The 19610-nt window shown below is 25.0% G+C and carries 19 protein-coding genes and 1 tRNA gene; 11 read left to right on the top strand and 9 right to left on the bottom strand.

The genetic code is table 4. The features are described from left to right. Positions 1-301: 301 nt before the first annotated feature. Together JXZ92_RS01560 and JXZ92_RS01555 are read right to left on the bottom strand one after the other, a co-directional pair. On the bottom strand, positions 302-991 hold the full coding sequence (locus JXZ92_RS01560) for an MAG3090 family protein (protein ID WP_205852035.1): 690 nt from the start codon (positions 989-991) through the stop codon (positions 302-304). Between the two features lie 175 nt (positions 992-1166). Further along, positions 1167-1751, bottom strand: coding sequence for a thymidine kinase (locus JXZ92_RS01555; protein ID WP_205852034.1), 585 nt, complete (start codon positions 1749-1751; stop codon positions 1167-1169). 141 nt (positions 1752-1892) lie between these two features. Here JXZ92_RS01555 and JXZ92_RS01550 point away from each other — a divergent pair, with 141 nt between their 5' ends. From JXZ92_RS01550 to JXZ92_RS01540, 3 genes are all read left to right on the top strand, one after another. Then, entirely contained in the window at positions 1893-2564 is a 672-nt protein-coding gene (locus tag JXZ92_RS01550) for a deoxynucleoside kinase (RefSeq protein ID WP_205852033.1), read from the top strand. Beyond that, entirely contained in the window at positions 2564-3226 is a 663-nt protein-coding gene (locus JXZ92_RS01545) for a deoxynucleoside kinase (RefSeq protein ID WP_205852032.1), read from the top strand. Before JXZ92_RS01550 ends, JXZ92_RS01545 begins: the two co-directional genes overlap by 1 nt. An 86-nt stretch (positions 3227-3312) precedes the next feature. Then, positions 3313-6189 carry a hypothetical protein gene (locus JXZ92_RS01540; RefSeq protein WP_205852031.1) on the top strand — a complete coding sequence of 959 codons (2877 nt, stop codon included), beginning with the start codon at positions 3313-3315 and terminating at the stop codon, positions 6187-6189. A gap of 34 nt (positions 6190-6223) precedes the next feature. On the opposite strand, the gene tsf is transcribed toward JXZ92_RS01540, so the two are convergent. From tsf to JXZ92_RS01520, 4 genes are all read right to left on the bottom strand, one after another. Then, positions 6224-7102 (bottom strand): translation elongation factor Ts, encoded by an 879-nt coding sequence (gene tsf, locus JXZ92_RS01535; RefSeq protein WP_205852030.1) that lies wholly within the window; start codon positions 7100-7102, stop codon positions 6224-6226. 16 nt (positions 7103-7118) lie between these two features. Beyond that, a complete protein-coding gene (gene rpsB, locus JXZ92_RS01530) occupies positions 7119-7979 on the bottom strand; it encodes a 30S ribosomal protein S2 (RefSeq protein ID WP_205852029.1) in 861 nt (286 codons plus the stop codon). A gap of 213 nt (positions 7980-8192) precedes the next feature. Next, on the bottom strand, positions 8193-8999 hold the full coding sequence (locus JXZ92_RS01525) for a hypothetical protein (protein WP_205852028.1): 807 nt from the start codon (positions 8997-8999) through the stop codon (positions 8193-8195). 105 nt (positions 9000-9104) lie between these two features. Then, positions 9105-9180: transfer RNA gene (locus tag JXZ92_RS01520), tRNA-His, on the bottom strand. An 82-nt stretch (positions 9181-9262) separates the two neighbouring features. On the opposite strand from JXZ92_RS01520, the gene JXZ92_RS01515 reads away from it, so the two are divergent. Beyond that, a complete protein-coding gene (locus JXZ92_RS01515; protein ID WP_205852027.1) occupies positions 9263-9844 on the top strand; it encodes a chromate transporter in 582 nt (193 codons plus the stop codon). After that, positions 9844-10500: a chromate transporter gene (locus JXZ92_RS03735; RefSeq protein ID WP_308699354.1), complete on the top strand. Its 657-nt coding sequence runs from the start codon at positions 9844-9846 to the stop codon at positions 10498-10500. The genes JXZ92_RS01515 and JXZ92_RS03735 overlap by 1 nt, the downstream gene beginning before the upstream one ends. Positions 10501-10548: 48 nt before the next feature. Here JXZ92_RS03735 and JXZ92_RS01505 read toward each other — a convergent pair whose 3' ends face one another. Together JXZ92_RS01505 and JXZ92_RS01500 are read right to left on the bottom strand one after the other, a co-directional pair. Next, positions 10549-10764 carry an MAG6790 family protein gene (locus JXZ92_RS01505; RefSeq protein WP_205852026.1) on the bottom strand — a complete coding sequence of 72 codons (216 nt, stop codon included), beginning with the start codon at positions 10762-10764 and terminating at the stop codon, positions 10549-10551. A gap of 209 nt (positions 10765-10973) precedes the next feature. Continuing rightward, positions 10974-11894: an SPFH domain-containing protein gene (locus JXZ92_RS01500; RefSeq protein WP_241006921.1), complete on the bottom strand. Its 921-nt coding sequence runs from the start codon at positions 11892-11894 to the stop codon at positions 10974-10976. Between the two features lie 401 nt (positions 11895-12295). Here JXZ92_RS01500 and JXZ92_RS01495 point away from each other — a divergent pair, with 401 nt between their 5' ends. Then, positions 12296-12655, top strand: a complete 360-nt coding sequence (locus JXZ92_RS01495; RefSeq protein WP_205852025.1) for a hypothetical protein — start codon at positions 12296-12298, stop codon at positions 12653-12655. Between the two features lie 62 nt (positions 12656-12717). Here the strand turns inward: JXZ92_RS01495 and JXZ92_RS04155 are convergent, their stop codons facing one another. Continuing rightward, entirely contained in the window at positions 12718-15234 is a 2517-nt protein-coding gene (locus JXZ92_RS04155) for a PTS transporter subunit IIABC (protein ID WP_205852024.1), read from the bottom strand. A 359-nt stretch (positions 15235-15593) separates the two neighbouring features. On the opposite strand from JXZ92_RS04155, the gene JXZ92_RS01485 reads away from it, so the two are divergent. The 5 genes from JXZ92_RS01485 to JXZ92_RS01465 are packed head-to-tail and all read left to right on the top strand — an operon-like array spanning position 15594 to position 19563. After that, positions 15594-16526, top strand: coding sequence for a phosphate acyltransferase (locus tag JXZ92_RS01485; protein WP_205852023.1), 933 nt, complete (start codon positions 15594-15596; stop codon positions 16524-16526). Further along, complete coding sequence (locus JXZ92_RS01480) at positions 16519-17709, top strand: acetate/propionate family kinase (protein WP_205852022.1); 1191 nt, start codon at positions 16519-16521, stop codon at positions 17707-17709. The genes JXZ92_RS01485 and JXZ92_RS01480 overlap by 8 nt, the downstream gene beginning before the upstream one ends. Beyond that, entirely contained in the window at positions 17699-18127 is a 429-nt protein-coding gene (coaD, locus tag JXZ92_RS01475) for a pantetheine-phosphate adenylyltransferase (RefSeq protein ID WP_205852021.1), read from the top strand. The genes JXZ92_RS01480 and coaD overlap by 11 nt, the downstream gene beginning before the upstream one ends. After that, positions 18120-18710 carry a ribosome biogenesis GTP-binding protein YihA/YsxC gene (gene yihA, locus JXZ92_RS01470; protein ID WP_205852020.1) on the top strand — a complete coding sequence of 197 codons (591 nt, stop codon included), beginning with the start codon at positions 18120-18122 and terminating at the stop codon, positions 18708-18710. The genes coaD and yihA overlap by 8 nt, the downstream gene beginning before the upstream one ends. Then, on the top strand, positions 18700-19563 hold the full coding sequence (locus JXZ92_RS01465) for an MAG1430 family protein (protein WP_205852019.1): 864 nt from the start codon (positions 18700-18702) through the stop codon (positions 19561-19563). Before yihA ends, JXZ92_RS01465 begins: the two co-directional genes overlap by 11 nt. The last annotated feature ends 47 nt before the right edge of the window (positions 19564-19610 follow it).

Here is a 19610-nt window from a genome sequence, read left to right as displayed (position 1 = left end):
TCGTTTTTAATATCTTGTCTATCTTGAATTGAAGTTATTTTCTCTTCAACTACTTTATCTGAAATTTTTTCTAATTTGTTAGCAAAAACAGCTAATGACTCTAATTGTTCTTCTTTTGAAAGGTCTCTAATATAGTGATATTTAATTAAATCATTATCATTTGTATAAATTTCTTTTACGACTTCAACTGGTACTTCTTTAATTACTTCAACTTCTTTTACGACTTCAACCGGTACTTCTTTAATTACTTCAACTTCTTTTACGACTTCAACCGGTACTTCTTTAATTACTTCAACTTCTTTTACGACTTACGGACTTCAACCGGTACTTCTTTAATTACTTCTCTAACTTCTACTTCTTTTTTAACTTCAACATTATCATAAGATTCAGCTCTTGCTTTTAATATTTCAATTTCTCTTTGTAAAGCAGCTTTGTCTGAATTTGTATCATTTAATTTTGCAAGTAATACAGAAACTTCATGTGAATCTACGTTTTTGCTTTGTAATAAAAGTTGTAATTCCTCAATTTGTTTTTGTAATTTTTCAATTTGAATATCTTTAGGGTTTTTCTTTCTTTCAATAACAAAATCGTCATCAGCAGGGAAATAAGTTTCATGATCACGTAAAACTTTAAAATCAACAATTTCTCTTAAGTATTTTCCAGCTTCTTCATAATTTCTTAAACCAGTTTTTTGATCAACATTAAATTCTCTAAGAATATCAGATTCATCAACGTTACCATCGTATCTTTCAGTATTAACTTCAAATTCAAAAATTCCATCTTCGTTTTTTTCAGAAATAAAAAGACCACCAAAAACTTTTTTTTCAGTTTGAAAATAAGTAGCACAATCGTATCCTAATTCTAAGAATCAATTCATAGCATCTTTACGTGTTTTAAATAACGCTAAAGCAGATTTAACTTTTGGGTGTTTTAAAGCTCACGGATAATTTTTATCATTGCTTGGCTTATATAAACATAATAAACGTTTCATATTTTTTCCTCTTTTAATAAATTTTAATTATATTTTTAATCTTGATTGGGATATTTTTTAAGAGATTATTCTTAATAAATAATCTTGTAATTATTATACATTTTTTGTAACTTAAAATAAGTGAAAAAATAAAAATAAATATAAGCGCTATATATTTATCGATAAATAGCACTTTTTACTTTTTAAAATAAGTATCATTTTTTTGTTTCTCACCAATAATATGGCATTTTCTACATCTAGGTTCGTATTCGGAGTCTCCTAACAAATTTAATTCGCTATTAATTTCTTTACGGAAAGAAAATGCCGCATCAGACTTACATACTAAACAAACAGCTTTTAATTTAGTCACATAATCGGCAATAGCCAATAGATGTGGAGTAACACCAAACGGTCTTCGCATAAAATCCATATCTAAACCGCTTATTATTACCCTAACTCCATTTAAAACTAAAAAATCTATTACTTCATAAATTCCATCATCAACAAAATTTATTTCATCAATAGCAACAGACTTAACACTAGAGTCTCAATTATCTAGTATCTCCTTTGCTTTTTCAATTACAATAGCATCCGTTTTTGCTCCGGTTCTACTAACAACCATAGTTTCGCTGAATCTATTATCAAAACGAGGTTTAAAAACTAAAGTTTTTATTCCTGCAATTTCTAAAATTTTTAATCTTTTTAATAATTCTGCACTTTTTCCAGAAAACATTGGGCCGGTGATAATTTCCAACGTTCCCTCAGGTTTTTTTAAAAACATATTTACTCCTAAATAATAATTATAATGTTCTATTATTTTAAAACTATTTAAATAAATAAAAAGAAATAAAAAAAATTTTTCAAAAATTCATATTATTTTTTTGTTATACTAATATTTCAATAAAAATATCCGGAGGTATTGATGGTTATTGGAATTAGCGGAATGATAAGTAGTGGTAAAAGTACTTTGACAAAAAAATTAACAAAATTTTACAAAAATTCTCTATTACTTGAAGAATTTGAAGAGAACGATGAGGTTTTTAATCAATTTTTAGAGTGATTATATTCAAAAAGAGAAAATTTGACAATGGGGTTTCAAGCGTACGTAATTGAAAATCATACAACAAAATTAAATGAGATAATAGATAAATTTTATGAATTAAATTATTCAATGGATAAAAACCATATATTTTTAGATAGATTTAGCATAGAGCATTACATATTTGCATCAGTTATACTCTCTAAAAAAGGCGATAACTATTTAAAGGGGTATGATGCTATGTTTAATAACTTAATAAAAAATAGGGAGACCCCTGATTTAGCAATTTATTTAGATTTAGATTATTCGACATTTGAAAAAAGACTATTTAAAAGAGGTAGAGAAGTAGAGATAAATCACTATTCTGAAAATATAGAATACTTCAAAAGTCTTTTTGCACTTTACAGAAAAACTTTCGAAAAACAAGCTAAAAAATATAATTTGAATTACGTGATAATAGATACTAAAAACTTAAATGAAGAAGAGGTTTTTAACAAAACAATTGAAATAATCGAAAAACATAAAAATAAATTAATTTTAGAAAGAAAGAAATAATGGTTATATCTGTAAGCGGAATGATAGGTAGCGGAAAAAGCACTTTATCAAAACTTTTAAATAAAAAATATAAAAACTCTGTTTTATTGGAAGAATTTAGTGAAAATGATGAAATTTTTAACAAATATTTAGAATGAATTTATTCACAAAAGCCAAATATTGATTTATCTTTTCAAGCATATATCACTGAATCCTTAGAAAATTCATTTAATATTGCTAATAAAAAATTTTTAAACAAAAATTCACATAAGGATACACATATATTTTTAGATAGGTTTAATATTGAGCATATAATTTTTGCAATCGTCACACTTTCAAAAAAAGAATCTAGATACCTAAAAGCTTTTTTAGAAATGTCTGAGCATTTAATAAATTTAGATAATAATCCTGATCTTGCAATTTTTCTTGATATTAATTTTAAAAATGTTGAAAATAGAATTTTAAAAAGAGGAAGAAAAGTTGAAATAGATAATTTTAATAAAAATTTTGAATATTTTTTTGAATTACATTCTATTTATAAAAAGGAATTTATTAATTTAACCACAAAATATAAAATACCATATGTAATAATAGATACTAATGAATTGAGCGAAGATGAAGTTTTTGATAAATCTATTAATATAATCGAAAATTTTGATTTTAGTAAATCAAGAAGAAATTAATATTTTGTTAAAAGTAAAAACATCAATACTGTTTTTACTTTTTTTGTTCATTTTTTCAAAAAAATAAATTATTATTTAGGAGGAAAATGAAGAAAAAACATAAATATTTAATTTTAAGTAGCATTGTAGTTGGAAGTTTAATAACAGCAACAATACCTATTAGTTGAACTAATAAGAAACAAATAAAATTTAATTCGAATAGCGACTTTAAAACAACGCTGCAAAAAGATAAATTCAATATTGAAATAAAAAAATTAGAAAACAAAACAATAGATTTTAAAAAGATAAATTTAAAAATTGAGTCACTAAAAAATGAGAACAATATAAACTACGAAGAATTAAAGAAAAACAAAGAAAAAGAGATAGAAAATAACCAAAAAATAAAAAATACTTTAAAAGTAGAATTGAGTAATAATAAATTATTAAATTCATTTAAAAATATAGAAAATCTAATAAAAAATAAAATTTATTTAAACAATGATATTTATAAAATAAGTATAAATTACATAGATATAAATGAAATTGAAAATAAAAACATAATTAACGAAGTTAATCAAGAATTAAAAGGACTACTCAAAATTTTTAATTTAGACTTAATGCATAGTATAAACCAATTAAATGATATAGAAATTACAAATAAAGAACTATACATAGAAACTTATAGACAAATCCAAGAACTTAATAATTCTTTTTTAGATAAAATAGAAAATAACTATTTTGACAATGAAATAAATAACTATAAATTGCATATAGATGATTATTACTACAACTCGTTTATTCTCAAAAATACTATTGAGTCCAAGTTTGAGTTAGATAAAAAAATACATAATATAAATTTAGATATTTTACGTCATAAGAAATATTTAATCGAAGATAAAACAAAAGCAAATGAATCTTTAATAAACATTTTAAATCAAGAAACAGAAATGATAAAACGTTTTTATTCTAGTTTAGAAAAAGAAATTAATACTATCAAAATAAAGATAAAAAACATGAATGAAATCGACCTAGCAATTCTGAATATATATAACGATACATCAATAAAAATTTTTAATCAAAATTTAGAACTTAAACTTAATTTGTTTGAATATGTAATTCCAAAGATAGTAAATGAAGCAAATATCCATACATATCAAGAAAATCTTAAAAAAATCAAAGATAAAAAGAGAATTACCAATGATTTTTATAATAGAAAAGATAAAAATAATTTAGAAAAATATATCTTTATAAATAATGAAATAGTTAATAACTTAATTGATGTAATTCAAATTATTTTAGATATCACAAGCACAATTGATAAAAACTATAATTTAGCAAAAGATAATGTAAACGAAATAATAAATAATAATACTGTTTTAGAAAATCAAATTATTGATTTAAATTTAGAATTAATTGAAAAGAAAAATAAAGCAAAATTATTAAATTCTAAAATAGAAGAAAATGAGTTAATTATTTCTAGAAATGCAAAAGAAATTATTTTGAATAGAAATAACAAAAACATTATTCTCGCAGAAAATAATAAACTTTTAAAAAGTCAAAACGAAGAGAATTTATTGGAAATTAATAAAATAAATAAAAATATAAATAATATTGAACATAAAATAGAACAACTTGTTTTAGAGATTAATAAAAATATTAAATTTATAAAGACAATTTCTAATAAAATAAGTAAATTAGAATTAAATACAAACTTACTAATGAACGCACACAAAGAAAATATAGTTTTATATAATAGAATTCTAGAAACAATAAAACTATTATCGTCCGACAGCAAAGATAAAAGTAAAATAATAAAGAAATTAAATGATCAAATTTTAATAATTGAAAATCAAAATCACGAATATAATAAATTAATTGAAGAATTAAAAAAGTCAAGTCAGAATACTGAAAATAAACTTAAAGATCAAAAAAGAGTAATAAATAATTTAAATAGTGAATTAAATTCTAAAAATGAAATTATTAAATCAAAAGAAATAAAAATAGAAGATTTTAATATAAAAATAGCAAACAATAAAAGCGAAATATTAAATCTTAAAAACATAATTAGTGATAATAATAATGAAATTAACTCTTTAAACCAAAGAATTCAAGAAATGAATTTAGAACTAGAGCAAACAAAAGAAGAAAATAATAATAAACAAGAAAAAATAGCACAATTGAACTCTAATATTAATGAATTAAATATTAAAATCAAAAATTTAACTAAAAATAATCAAGAAAAACAAGAAAAAATTGTTTCTTTAATAGATGATAATAATAATTTAAATAATGAATTGTCATTAGTAATTAATGAGAATAATAAATTAAAATTAGAGTTAGAAAAATCAAAAGAAGATATAAATAATTTATTGAAATTAATTAACGAAAAAGAATTAGAATTACAAGAAAAAAATAAAAAATATGATGAATTAGTAGAAATTATTGCTCAAAAAGATAAAGAAATTGAAAGATATAAAATTTTAATTAAGAATTATAATTCCGATTTAGAAAGTAAAGAGAATATAATAAAACAATTAACAGAAGATAATTTAAGAAATAATCTAAATATACAAAATTTAGAAGAACAAAAAAGAAAAATTAGTGAAGAATTAAATTCTAAAAAAGAAGAGTTGAAAAATTTAAAAAGAGAAATAGAAGAATTAAATCAAAAAATAAAGCAAAATGAAATAGTTATAACCGAACAAAAAGATAGGATTGAAAAATTAAACGAAATAATTAATCAATCTAAAATTGGGCTCCAAAACTCTTTAAAAATACTTACAGATATGATTAAAAACATAAAAGAATTAAAATGATTAGACACAACAATTAATTATCCAGGTTACGGAATATCTATGTCATTTGAAATTGCTGACGCTAAAGAAAGTAGAGTTTTAATAAAAAATAACTTAGAAGATATTGAAAATGTTATAGATTCTTATGAGAAATTAATAATATCTATAATTAACAAAATGTCAGTTTAATAAAAAAAGTAAAGAACAAACTTTACTTTTTTTATTATTTAACCATGCTTGCAACTTCAGAAGCAAAGTCTGATTGTACTTTTTCAATACCTTCACCAACTTCAAATCTATAGGTTTTAACCAATTTAGAATCAGTTGTTTTTAAATATTTTTCAACTGTTAATGAATCGTCAATAACATAAGGTTGTTTTTCTAAAACAAATTCTGAAAGTTGTTTATCCAATCAACCTTCAACAATTTTTTCTTGAATTTTTTCTGGTTTACTTTCAAATCCTGTTGGTTTTGTAAATCCTGCCTTAACTGATTCTAAACGTTCTTGAGGAATACTTTCTACTTTATCAAATTCAGGGTTTAATGCAGATACATGCATTGATATATTTCTAGCTACTTCAGAATTTTTACCTTTTAAAACTGTAACTGAAGCAATTTGACTATTTGCATGAACATAAATACCTAAAACTTCATCTTCTTTAGCTTCAACTGCTAAAACTCTACGTAATGAAATTTTTTCACCAATAACCGCTGTTGCGTTTAATAATTCTTGTTCAACTGTTAATTCATTATCTAATGTAACAGTTAAAGATTCTTCAAGTGTTGTGGCTTTAGCTTCATATAAAGCTGCAGCAACCTTGTTTAATAAACTTAAGAATTTTTCGTTTTGAGCAACAAAATCTGTCTCAGAGTTTACTTCAACTAATATAGCTCTTTTTTCGTTACCAGCAACTGTAACAGCTCCTTCAGCAGCAACTCTACCAGCTTTTTTAGCAGCTTTAACGATTCCGTTTTCTTTTAATCAATCGATAGCAGCTTCAATATCATAGTTTGTAGCTTCTAAAGCTTTCTTAACATCTCCAAAAGGAGAATTTGTTCTAGCTCTTAATTCTTTGATTAATTCCATTTTGTTTACTGACATATAATGACCCCTTTAATTAATTATTTTCTTCTTGTTTTTTAGATTCTTTTACTTCATTGTTTGAAGTATTTTTTGGTTGAAATTCAGGTAAAACAACTTTTTCATCGTCTTGGTACGCAAATAATTGTTGTCCGCCTTTCACTTTAGCAATAGCATCGGCTAATACTGTAATTATAAGTGTTATTGATTTTGCTGAATCATCATTTGCAGGAATTCCGAAGTCAACTAAATCTGGATTAGCGTTAGAATCAAGAAGTGAGATAACTTTTAATCCTTTTCTTTTTGCTTCTTTAACAGCAATTTCGTCTTGAATAGGATCTGCAACAATCATAACATTTGGTAAACGTTTCATTGAACGAATTCCATTTAAGTTTTTGTGTAATTTTTCAAGTTCTTTTGTGAAGTTTAACGCTTCTTTCTTTGTGTAACCTTTAAAATTATCAGCTGCTTTAGCTTCTAATTCCTCCATTTTTTGTACACGTTTCATAATTGTTTCGTTATTTGTAAGAGTTCCACCTAATCATCTTTCTGTTACATATAATGAGTTAGTTCTTTCAGCTGCAGCTTTAATAGCATCTTTAGCTTGTTTTTTTGTACCAACAAAAATAAATTGAGCATTTTTAGCAGCTAACGAACTTACTAAAGAATAAGCAAATTCTAAATATTTTTGTGTTTTAAAAATATCAATTATGTGAGCACCTCTATTTTTTCTATTAGGAACAAGAAATTCTTTCATTTTTGGGTTTCAAGCATATGTTTTGTGCCCAAAGTATGCACCTGCTTCTAATAATTTTGTTCTTGAAACGATTGGTAATTTTGTTTCTTTTGTTTCTTTTGTTTCTTTTGTGTTGTTTTCAACTTTTTTGTTTTCTGTCATTTTAAATTTCCTTTTAGTTTGTTTTTTATCGTAACGATTTCGAACACCTAGCACCTCTAATTATTTAGGCACACCCAAGTGAATTCACCGTTATTTTTTTAATATTCGATTAAATTATTTCAATATAAATATAATCTTTTTATATTTTAACATTTTTATTAAAAAAATAAAATTTATTTTAAATACAAAAAAGACAGTTTTTCAAAAACTATCTTATTTTAAAATTAAAAATGATTTATACGGAACGCCAATTTCAAATGTCATGTTTTCAAATTTATCAAAATCACTTTGAGTTCTAGAATTAATATTTCCGTTAAACAAGAAATTAATATATTCATTACTTATAGAAATTGATCTAACAAAGTTAGAATTAATATCTTTAGCTAAAAAAGTATAACTCGGATAAAATACTTTTATTTTTCCTTTTGACTTAGATATTTTAATAACTGTTCTTCTTTTTGTTAGAAAAATAGCTTGACTATCTCGTTCATTTGAATCAAACATAGATTCTTTAGAAAATTGTGTAAGCTTTGAATTTAATTTTGTATCAAAATCCGGAAGACTAATGTGTTTATGAGATTGTAAAAGTGTTTCTTTTGGGTCTACACCTATAACATGAATATATAACTGACTATGTTTTCCTGCATTAGTGTTAGGAAATAAATATCAACCTTTATTTTCAGAATTATCAGGGTATGGTCTAGAATAAAACTGATTTAAATTAGCCAGAAATGTAATTCAGTTTTTAGATAAAAATTCAGATGATTTACTTTCATCAAATTGAATTTTTGAGTATTGTTCTTTGAATTCAACCCAATCTAATTGGTTTTCTTCAGAATTTAAATCAATATTTAAAAGTTTCGAAACCTTAATAACATCATCATGTTTTTTAGAATCATTAAAATTTTTCGGTTCTTGATCTTCGTTTTTTATAGATTGATTTGAGCATGATAAAGATGCAATCGGAAGCACCAATCCTATATTTAAAAAAAACACTTTCTTTATTTTTTTGAAGTTCATATGTATCTCCCTATTATATATTACTTTATGGTAATATTATAGTATTTTTCTTGTTTTTGAGAAAAAAATAGCCATTTAAAAAAGAAATAAAAAATATAGCATTATTGGGGCGATCGACGGGATTCGAACCCGCGAATGACGGGACCACAACCCGCTGTGTTAGCCGCTTCACCACGATCGCCATATTTGCTATATGTAAAAATATTATAATATATTTTTTGAAATACAAAAGAAAATATTATAATAATTTATCGAGGTTAATAATGAAAAATAAAGAAAGTTTTTTAAAAAGATTTTGATCTGTTTTTATTTTAATAATTAAAGTAACTTTTGTTGGTTTCGGGGGCGGAAACGCTTTACTTCCGATAATAAAAAAAGAAGTTGTTGATAAAAAAAGTTGATTAACAAAAGCTGAGTTCGATGACATTGTAATTGTAACCAATATGATACCTGGTGCTTCCGTAATAGAAACTATATCTTACATTTCAGTGAAGCGTCTAGGTAAAATTTGAGGTTCACTAATAACTCTAATTGCCATACTACCACATGTATTGATGGCTTTCGGATTTTTATTATTATTTAAATTCATACCATCAGACTATATAAAAATAATTTCTGTTGGTGTTTTAATTTCAATAATTGCTTTTTTATTGAGATTTGCTCAAAGATACATAAAACAATCGAAACAATCCTTACCAATATATATATGAATACCAGTTATTTTATTCACAGCAGGATACTGTTTATTCGTTCCATCTCCATATAACATTCCTTTTGTCGCAATAATAAGTGTTTCGTTAATGTATTTTATATTTAAATATTATAAAAATAAAGGTGGTAAATAATGATAGCACTTCTAGTTTCAATACCATTACTCATTTTAGTATCACTAATTGTTTTTGGTGGTGGTCAAGTATTTATGCCTGTTTTTAGTTGAATGTGAAACTTAATGAGTTCAACTTTTGGTTCACAAATAGATTCTGATACAATAAATAAAGTTTTTACTGTCTCAAACACTACCCCCGGGGTTGTTTCAACAAAATTTGCTTTTTTTACAGGTTATTTAATCGCAAACGGTGAATGGTGAGGTTATTTAGCGATATTTTTAACATATCTTATATTTTGTATACCTGCTATTCTAATGATGTTACTAGCAATGAAATATATAAATAGATTTAGAAGTAGTACATTTATTCAAAATTTAATGACAATTATGAAACCTATCGTTTCAGGAATAATTATTAGTTTAGCAATACAACTATTTATAGGAATATACGCTCCTGAAATTATATTTAATAAAAGTATAGATAAATATGCAATATTAAGTAATGATAATTTATTTGTGGGTTATAAAAATGCCTTATTAAAAATTTTTATAACAGTCGGTATTTTATATTCATATTGGCTTGCAAAGAAAAATTTTTCACTATTTTGAATAATAATTGTAAACGTGTCTATATCTTTTATAATTTTCGGAATACCGCTACTTTTAGGAAAATAAAAAGCAACATTTAAAATATTTTGTTGCTTTTTTAAATAATTATAAAAACTAAACTATTTTAATTAAATGTTCCTTAGAGTAGTTTTCACCTTTTAAGTGATCTCTTTCAACATGGATTACCTCTATTTTTTCATTACCTTGTGTGTGCATACCATGTTTTTGACCTCTTCGAAATCCTTTGATTAAACCTTCTAATTCTTCAAGTGTATTTGCTTTTGCTACAACTTCACCACTTGAAACTAATTTTGCTTTATATTTGTACATTTTTACCTCCGTATATTAAAACTATACATATATATCTACTTTTATTATATTCTAGATAATAAAAATATTAAATTACAATTAAAAATTGTATTTAAACTTGATATATAATATAAAAAAATTTCATATTTATGCAAATTAATTTAAAAAATAAAAACGATATATCTTGATATTAGGTTATCGTTTTTATTTTTATTTAATATTAATAAACTTTATTTTTTCTCAGTTTTTTCTTTAGTAAATAATTCGGATGCTAACGACATAGTTCCAGCAATAGATGATAAATTAGACGGCAAGAATATTTTTGTAGCCTTACCATTTGCTATTTCTTTTAGTTGTTCAATTGCTTTTAATGTTAAAATTTCATTATTAAGATTAGCTTCGTTGATTATATTAATTGCTTTTCTTTTACCTTCCGCTTCTAGTATTTCACTTTCTTTTTTAGCTTCCGCCTTTAATATTTGAGCTTGTTTATCCGCCTCGGCTTGTAATATTTTAGCTTCTTTTTGACCTTCAGCAATTAAAATAGAAGAAGCTTTTGAACCTTCTGCTTCTAAAATATTTGCTCTTTTTTCTCTTTCTGCACGCATTTGTTTTTCCATCGCGTTTTGAATGTCTCTTGGAGGTATTATATTTTTAATTTCAACTCGATGAACTTTTATTCCTCAAGAATCTGAAGCTTCATCTAAAATTAAAGTTAATTTTGAATTAATTGTATCTCTAGATGTTAAGGTTTCGTCTAATTCTAATTCACCAAGTAAATTTCTTAATGTTGTAGCAGATAGATTTTCGATAGCTTTCATAGAGTTTTCAGCTCCATAAATAAACAATTTAGGGTCTGTTATTTTTAGATAAACTACGGTATCTACTTTAATTGTCGCGTTGTCTTTAGTTATAATATCTTGTTCTGGAAAATCAAGAACTTTTTCTTTATAATTTTCTCTTGCTACTACTCTATCTAAAAAAGGTATTATAAAATTAATTCCATTTTCTAAAGTTTTATTATATTTACCTAAACGTTCTACAATAGCAAATTTAGATTGCGGTATTACCTTAATTGAAGAAATTAAAGCAATAATTAAGAATAATAAAATAACTACCAAAAAAATGATCCCTATAATCATTCCTAGCATTTTAATCTCCTTTCAAAATGTTATATTTCGTTTTTTTCAAAATTCAATTTAATTATGATGTAATTTTTATTACCTTAAATTTTATTTTTAAACTTAACATTAATCTTAACCATAATTAAAATAAGTAACCGTAAAAAATAGAATCATAAAAATAAAAAGTAAATAGTTAATCTTATATCAATCTAAAAAGGTTCAATTAAGAAATAATATGATTAGGTATCGACTAAAATAAATTTAACACAACTTATTGAATTTATAAAATAATTGTATCATTTTTTAAATTGAACATTTTAACTTTTATAAATACCATTTCGAAAATATATTATTATTATAAAATTTTAATAAATTCATTTAAAATAAATGCAATAGTTATTTATAATTATTCTAAAGAAAGAGGAAATGTGACCACAAATAATAGTTTTAACGTAATTTTAAATTCAGCCCAAATGAACTTCGGCTCAAATAGAGGTTTAGCATCCTTACCCTTATGAGCAAAAATAATTTTAATCGTAGCTCTCATTTTGTTATCTTTAATTATGATATCTTTTCATAAAAATTCAAAGGAAAAAATTACTAATTTTAAAGAAAAACAATTAGAACAATATATAAAAGATAATCCAAAACATAAAAATATTAAATACGAATCAACAGGATTATTTTTACCTGCGTGACAAAGAGCAAAATATAATTTTCCATTATTTATGTCAGTTGTATTTTTGAGTATTGCGATAATAATATTAATTATTATATTAAAAGGATAAGATTATTGTTAGTTTAATGAAAAATTCTCGCTTGATGCGAGAATTTTTATTTTTTATTATTTTTATTTAATTAAACCAACCATTTCACTCGTTGTTAATGATCTTGTTTTTCCTTCGATAGGTTCGTATTTATTTAATGAACCTTCTTGTAAAACAATAACAACCACATCTGATAAGTAACCATTTTCTTTAACTAAAGATAAATCAACTGTAGCCAACTTATCTCCAGCATTAACTTTTTTACCTAATTTTACGTGTGATTTAAAGCCTTCACCATTTAATTTAACTGTATCAATACCAATGTGCACTAAAACTTTAACACCTTCTTTTGTTTCGATACCGTAGGCATGTTTAGAATCGAATAAAGAAACTATTCTTCCTTTTACAGGGGAATAAACATTACCTACTTTATTAGCATCAAATCTAACTACAAAACCATCACCCATTAATTTTTCGGAGAAAACTCCATCATTAAGTGATTCTAAAGGTAATAGTTCACCTTTTGCAACAGTTTGTATTTTTACACTTTTTTTAGTAATAATTTGTTCATTAGATACAATCTTTTCTTCAACTTCTTTAGTTTCAGTTGTTGTAGGCGATTCAACTGATTTAACTTCCGGTTGAATTGTTGCATTGTTATCTTTTTGTGCCTGCTCTCACTTAGCAATTAAATCTCTTTGTGATTTAATCTTTGAATTAACTTGTTCAGCTGTAGGCCCTAAAATAGCTTGAACATGTGTTTCGCCTTCGAACTTAACACCGAAAGCTCCTGCTTGTTTAATAGAATCAGCATTAACTTTTTTTATGTCTTTAACATCATATCTAAGTCTTGAAGCACAATTATTAAATGCCTTAATATTATCTAACCCGCCAAAAGCTTGAACTAAAGCTAAAGCTTGTTGATCAATACTACTAAATTCAGAATTTTCTGAATTTGATTCAGTTTGTTTCTTGCTTAAAAAGTCTTTTTTTGTAAATAATTTAGTATTTCCACCACGACCTGGGGTTGCTAAATCTGCTTTTTTAATTCAGAAATAGAATACCAAGAAATAAATTGGTGCATAAGCTAAACCTAAAACAATTACATAGTAGAATTGAGTTCCTTTAGCAAAAGGAATAATACCATATAATGTTAAATCTAAAATTCCACCTGAAAATACCATAGGTATGTGAACACCTAATAAATTAGCGAACATAAATGATGTTGCTATTGTAAACGCATGGAAACCTCAGAATAATAGCGGTGATAAGAATAAGAATGTAAATTCAATTGGTTCTGTAACACCAGTTACTAATGAAGTAAACGCGGCTGGTAACACTGTACCCGCTGCTACTTTTCTATTTTCTTTTGGTGCTGCAAAAATCATTGCAACTGCAGCTGCTGGTAAACCAAACATCATAACCGCAAACTTACCGTCAGCAAACCTACCAATTTTTATACCTAAATCTTTAGCAATAAATTCAAATAATGGTTTGCTAAAGTTAATTGTTTCTCCATTTGCTTTTGTAATAGATCAATCAATTACATTAGATGAAAATTTCAATAAGTTAACAGCAGCCGTCGAATCACCTTTAAACTTATCCGGATTACTTGAAACTTCATTAATTAATGCAGATAGTGATGCACCTGCGTTAAGTGTATCACCGCTAGCTTTAATAGAATCTTGTCATGCATTAAGTGCTTCATTAACACTTCCTCCAGCACTAGAATATCATAACGGCGCATAAAATACGTGATGTAAACCAAATGGTATTAAAGATCTTTCGAAATAACCAAAGATCAATGACTCAATACCATATGGAACTTTTTGTAGTGCGCTTCCAAAGTGGTTTAAACCAACTCCTACTCATGGTCAAAATAATAAGAACAACAACGCTAACCCAAAAGAAGCGGGGATTGTTATTATTGACACAAATCTCTTACCACCAAAGAATGATAAGAATTTTGGTAGTTGAATTACATGAAATCTGTTGTATAAATATTGGACAGTTAAACCAACTGCAATACCACCAAATACAGATGTTTGTAAGGCTCTAAACCCTAAAGTTGTACCAACTAAATTTTTTAATGTCTCAGGATTACGTCCACCCTGTGTAAATAGAACTTTATAACCAATAAGTTCTCTTCCGATTTTTATTTTTTCGTTTTGAGAGTTTAAAATAAACTCTTTAGTTTCTTTGTTTTGCAAGAATACATCTGTTTCAACCGGCGAAATAAACACTTGTTGAATCGCGATAAAAACCATATAACCAATTATTGTTGCAAAAACACCAACACCAGCTTCGTCTGTAAAAGCTATAACGAACGCAGATGCGAATAACAATGGTAATGCCGCAAAAACTGGATCACCTAATGCAGTTATAGCATTACCAAAAGTTTGTAGTGCAGAACCTTCTGCACCTTGACCACTAATTGCGGCCCCAACTCCAAGAAATAAACCGGCAATTGACATAATAGATATAGGCAACATAAATGCACCTGAAATTTTGGATAATATTTTTCTTAATTTACCAGAATCACTATTGTTCAATTTCTGTTTTTTCTCAGAATTTAATCGTTTTCTGAAAATTGCTTTCATTAATTCCTTTCTTCATTGTCTATCAAATATTTCTAGAATATTTGTAAAATAATCATCAAAAAATAATAAATAAAATTAACAAAGTGTACATTAGAACTTTGTTTATTATAAATTAAATCATTTTGATGAACCTTATAACTAACTAAGTATTTTTTAATGCTTTTATGCATTTTTTGTTTTTTGTTTGTTATTTATTTTACTTCCTAGACACCAAAATTATATAATAAGATTAAATACATAAATAAAAAATATTTAATTATTATATTAATACTTTACTTTTTTCATATTTATGAAAATAAAATTGTTTTTTAATTATTTCAAAAATTTATTTAAAATTAATATAAGAAAAAAGGAAAAAAATGAATTTTTACAAAGAAATAGATAAAAGAATAAATAAAATAAATTACGAAGTAAAAATATTAATGATCGATAATGATCCATTGATAGATGAAGTGATTGATATCTTCAAGGATAATCATAAAATAAAATTATTTAAATATGAAAGTATAAAAAAAGATTACGAAAAAGATCTTTATGATAAAAAAGAATTTTATAAAAAAATAAGAAACGGAAAAGAAAATATTGAGAGCATTGAATCAACTTTTGAAAAATATGATGATTTATATTCTAGCTTAATTTTGCTTAAAAAAGGTTTTTTTAATGGAGTCATAGGTGGACTTTCATATACTAGTGCCGATTTTATCAGAGCTGCACTAAAAGTAATTGGGTTAGATGATAATGTAGAGAGAATTTCATCAATCATGTTTTTAGTAAAAGAGAATAGCACTCTTTTTTTTAGTGATCCTTCAGTTAATATTAACATAGATGAAAAAACGTTGTACAATATCGGTAAAAACCATATTAACTTTTTAGAAAAATTGAATGTAGAAAGTAATGTTGCTTTTTTGAGTTATTCCACATACGGAAGCGTGGAAAATACACAAACTCAAGAAATTAGAAATATAAGTAATACACTACAAAAAAACACTAAAAGGCGTAAAATAATCGGAGAAGTTCAATTTGATGCTGCTTTTGATAAAAAAATTAGAGCTAGAAAAATAAAAGATACAAACTTTAATAAATGTGAATTTACATCTTTTATTTTTCCTGACCTAAATTCTGCAAATATTGGATATAAATTAGCACAATATCTCGCTAATTATGATGCATTTGGTCCGATATTATTAGGTTTAAACCAACCAGCAAACGACTTATCAAGAGGAGCAAGTAAAAAAGATATTATTTACACAATTTACATTACAGCATTACAAATAGGAGGTAAAAATGAGTAAAATAATAGCAGTTAATCCTGGAAGTAGTTCCATAAAAATAAGTATCTTTGAAAAAGATTCATTAAAATTATTAGCTAATGGTTTAGCTGAAAGAATAGGTTTAAAAAATGGTTTAGTAACCATAAAAAGCAAACAACAAAAACAAACATTAGAATTAGAATTAAAAAATCATGACGATGCAGTTGAAGGTATTTATCAACTTATGCAAAAAATGAACTTGATAAAAAATAAAGAAGAAATTGAATATATAGGTTTTAGAGTCGTTCAAGGCGGTAAATTTTTCAACTCGACAACCAAATTAACAGAAAAGGAAATTAAAATAATTGATAGCGTCTCAATATACGCACCTTTGCACAATCCAGCAGCTATAAAAACAATTCGCGGTTTCCAAAAAATATTCCCAAATTCTAAACTCTCAGCCGACTTTGATACTGCGTTTCACACAACAATAGATAGAATAAATTACACATATGCAATTCCTAAAGAATTAACAGAAAAATATAACATAAAAAAATATGGAGCACATGGAATTTCCCATCAATTTATAACTTTGAAATTAGAAAAAATATTAGATAAAGAAAAAGTAAATTTTGTTAATGTTCACTTAGGAAATGGCGCTAGTTTATGTGCGATAAAAGAAAGTAAATCATTTGACACTTCTATGGGTTTAACACCGTTGGCGGGTATTATGATGGGTACACGTTCAGGAAATATAGATCCGTCAATTCATGAATTTTTAATCAAAGAAACAGGTTTAAATATTACAGAAATAACAGAAATTTTAAATAAAAAAAGTGGTGTACTTGGCGTTTCCGGAATTTCAAGTGATATGCGTGATGTTCAAAAAGAAATGGAAAATAATAATCCGGATGCACTTTTCGCCTTTGAAATGTACTCTCAAAAAGTTGCAGATTACTTAGTTAATTATATTAACAAAATAGGGCCCAAAGTAGATGCGATAGTATTTACAGCAGGAATAGGAGAAAATAATCCGATTATAAGAAAGTTAATTTTAAACAAAATTAATATTAAAAATATAGTTTTAGATGACTTGTTGAACGAATCTAAAATAGACGATTTTAAATTAATTTCAAGTAGTGAGTCAGAAATTAAAGTTTTTGTAATTAGAACCAATGAAGAATTGCTTATTGCTCAAAATGCATTAAAGATTTATGAGTCATAAAGCGATATATGCAGGATCTTTTAATCCTTTTCATAAAGGTCATAAATCTATTTTAATAAAAGCAACGAAATTATTCGACAAAGTTTATTTAGTTGTGGCCCAAAACCCGGATAAAGAAAAAAATGATATAATAAAAAACATAAATATAATAAAAGAAGAAATAAAAAACTTAGAAAAAGTTGTAGTTTTAAGTGGCAAAGATCAATTAATTGCAAATTTAGCAAAAGAATTGAGTGTAAAATATTTAATAAGGTCAATTAGAAATTCTGAAGATTTGGAATATGAATTTGACTTAGCAGCGGGTAACAAAATTTTAAATAAAAATTTAGAAACTATTTTTATTCTACCTGACGAAAAATACAAAAAATACTCTTCTTCATTAATAAAATCATTGAAAGAAAAGGAAAAAGATGTTTAGATTTATAAAATCATCAAACAAAATAGATAATTGATACAAACACAACAATAACGAAATTGCGTTTTGAGGTCGCTCAAACGTTGGTAAAAGCAGTTTAATTAATAGCATTGTTGATAACAAAAAATTAGCAAGGGTTTCAAAAACACCTGGCAGAACCCAAATGCTAAATTTTTTTGAAAATGAATTCGGTGCTGTTTTTGTAGATTTACCAGGGTATGGATACGCAAAACTTTCTAAAGAAAAAATAGATCAAATGATGAAAATGATTGAAGAATTTTTGATCAAAAGAGAAAATTTAGTAAAACTTTATCTTTTGATCGATTCAAGACATAGTATTACGAAAAATGATGAAAACGTTATTGAATTTCTTAATAAAATAAATCTTGAATATACTTTAGTTTTTACAAAGGCAGATAAGTTAAGACAGAAAGATAAAAACACTCTAATAAAAAGCATTAAAACAAATAGAGATAAATTTAAATTTAATAAATATTTTATAGTTTCATCGGAAACAAAAGCAGGAATAAATGAACTAGTGTTGGATATTAATCAAGCATTCGAGGAAGGTAATAATGAAGAATAAAAAAATGAAAATAATTTTCGGGTCTCTTATAATAGGAATTTCTATCGCAAGTATTTCAGGAGCTATAGTAGCAAGCAAAAATAATCAAATTTCAGAAAAAGAACAATTAAAAAGCTTCAACTTCGGAAGCTATAACAAAAGAGTAAAAAATAGTTATGCAAGTGCTTATATCTCAAATCCTGTTATAAAAACGACAAATAATGTGGATGCTAACAACGAATATTGAAGACAACTTTTTAACTTGAAAAAAATACCTACAAGTAACGAATTAGAGGAAAAAGATTTTTATTTATTAGGTGCGAGGGGTGAATTAATAAATATTTTTGACAAAAAATATAATGTTTATTTTAATTCATACGCTAACGATTTTGAAGGTAAACTATTTTTAGTTGTTAGTTTGTATTTAAAAAATGTATCACCAGCGAAATTATATGACCAAGTAACATTAGAAGTAGATGGTTTTAAAAATATGAATTTTGAAACTATAAAAAATTATGTTGGATTTCAAGATGAAAACTCAATAGAAGTTAAAGAAAATGAACTAACAAAATACAACGATTTTGAATCATTAAAAAATGAATATAATAAAATTAAAGATGATATAACAAAAAAAGAAGATTTCATAAAAAAATTATTTAATAATCTAGAACCAAATAAAGCTTCTAAAATAGATTTTGAAAATACTAACCTTGAGTTTAAAGATAAAAACATAATAGTTTTAAAAACATCATTTAAAGCTAAAATTAATTTAGCAACTAAAGAAAATTTGTTTAATATTAACACTCCTGAGGATCCAAATTATAAAAATATTTTATGAGAACAAAAGGAATTTTTGATATCAAAATTCAATTAAAACAGACTAAGTAAAGTAAAAACATTGTTTTTTAATAAAAAAAGTGC

This window comes from Mycoplasma sp. CSL10137, from assembly GCF_017116845.1.
In the GTDB taxonomy this organism is placed as follows: domain Bacteria; phylum Bacillota_I; class Bacilli_A; order Mycoplasmatales; family Metamycoplasmataceae; genus Mycoplasmopsis.
The sequence above is the reverse complement of the archived record's forward strand: the minus strand, read 5'-3'. Positions and strand labels throughout refer to the sequence as shown.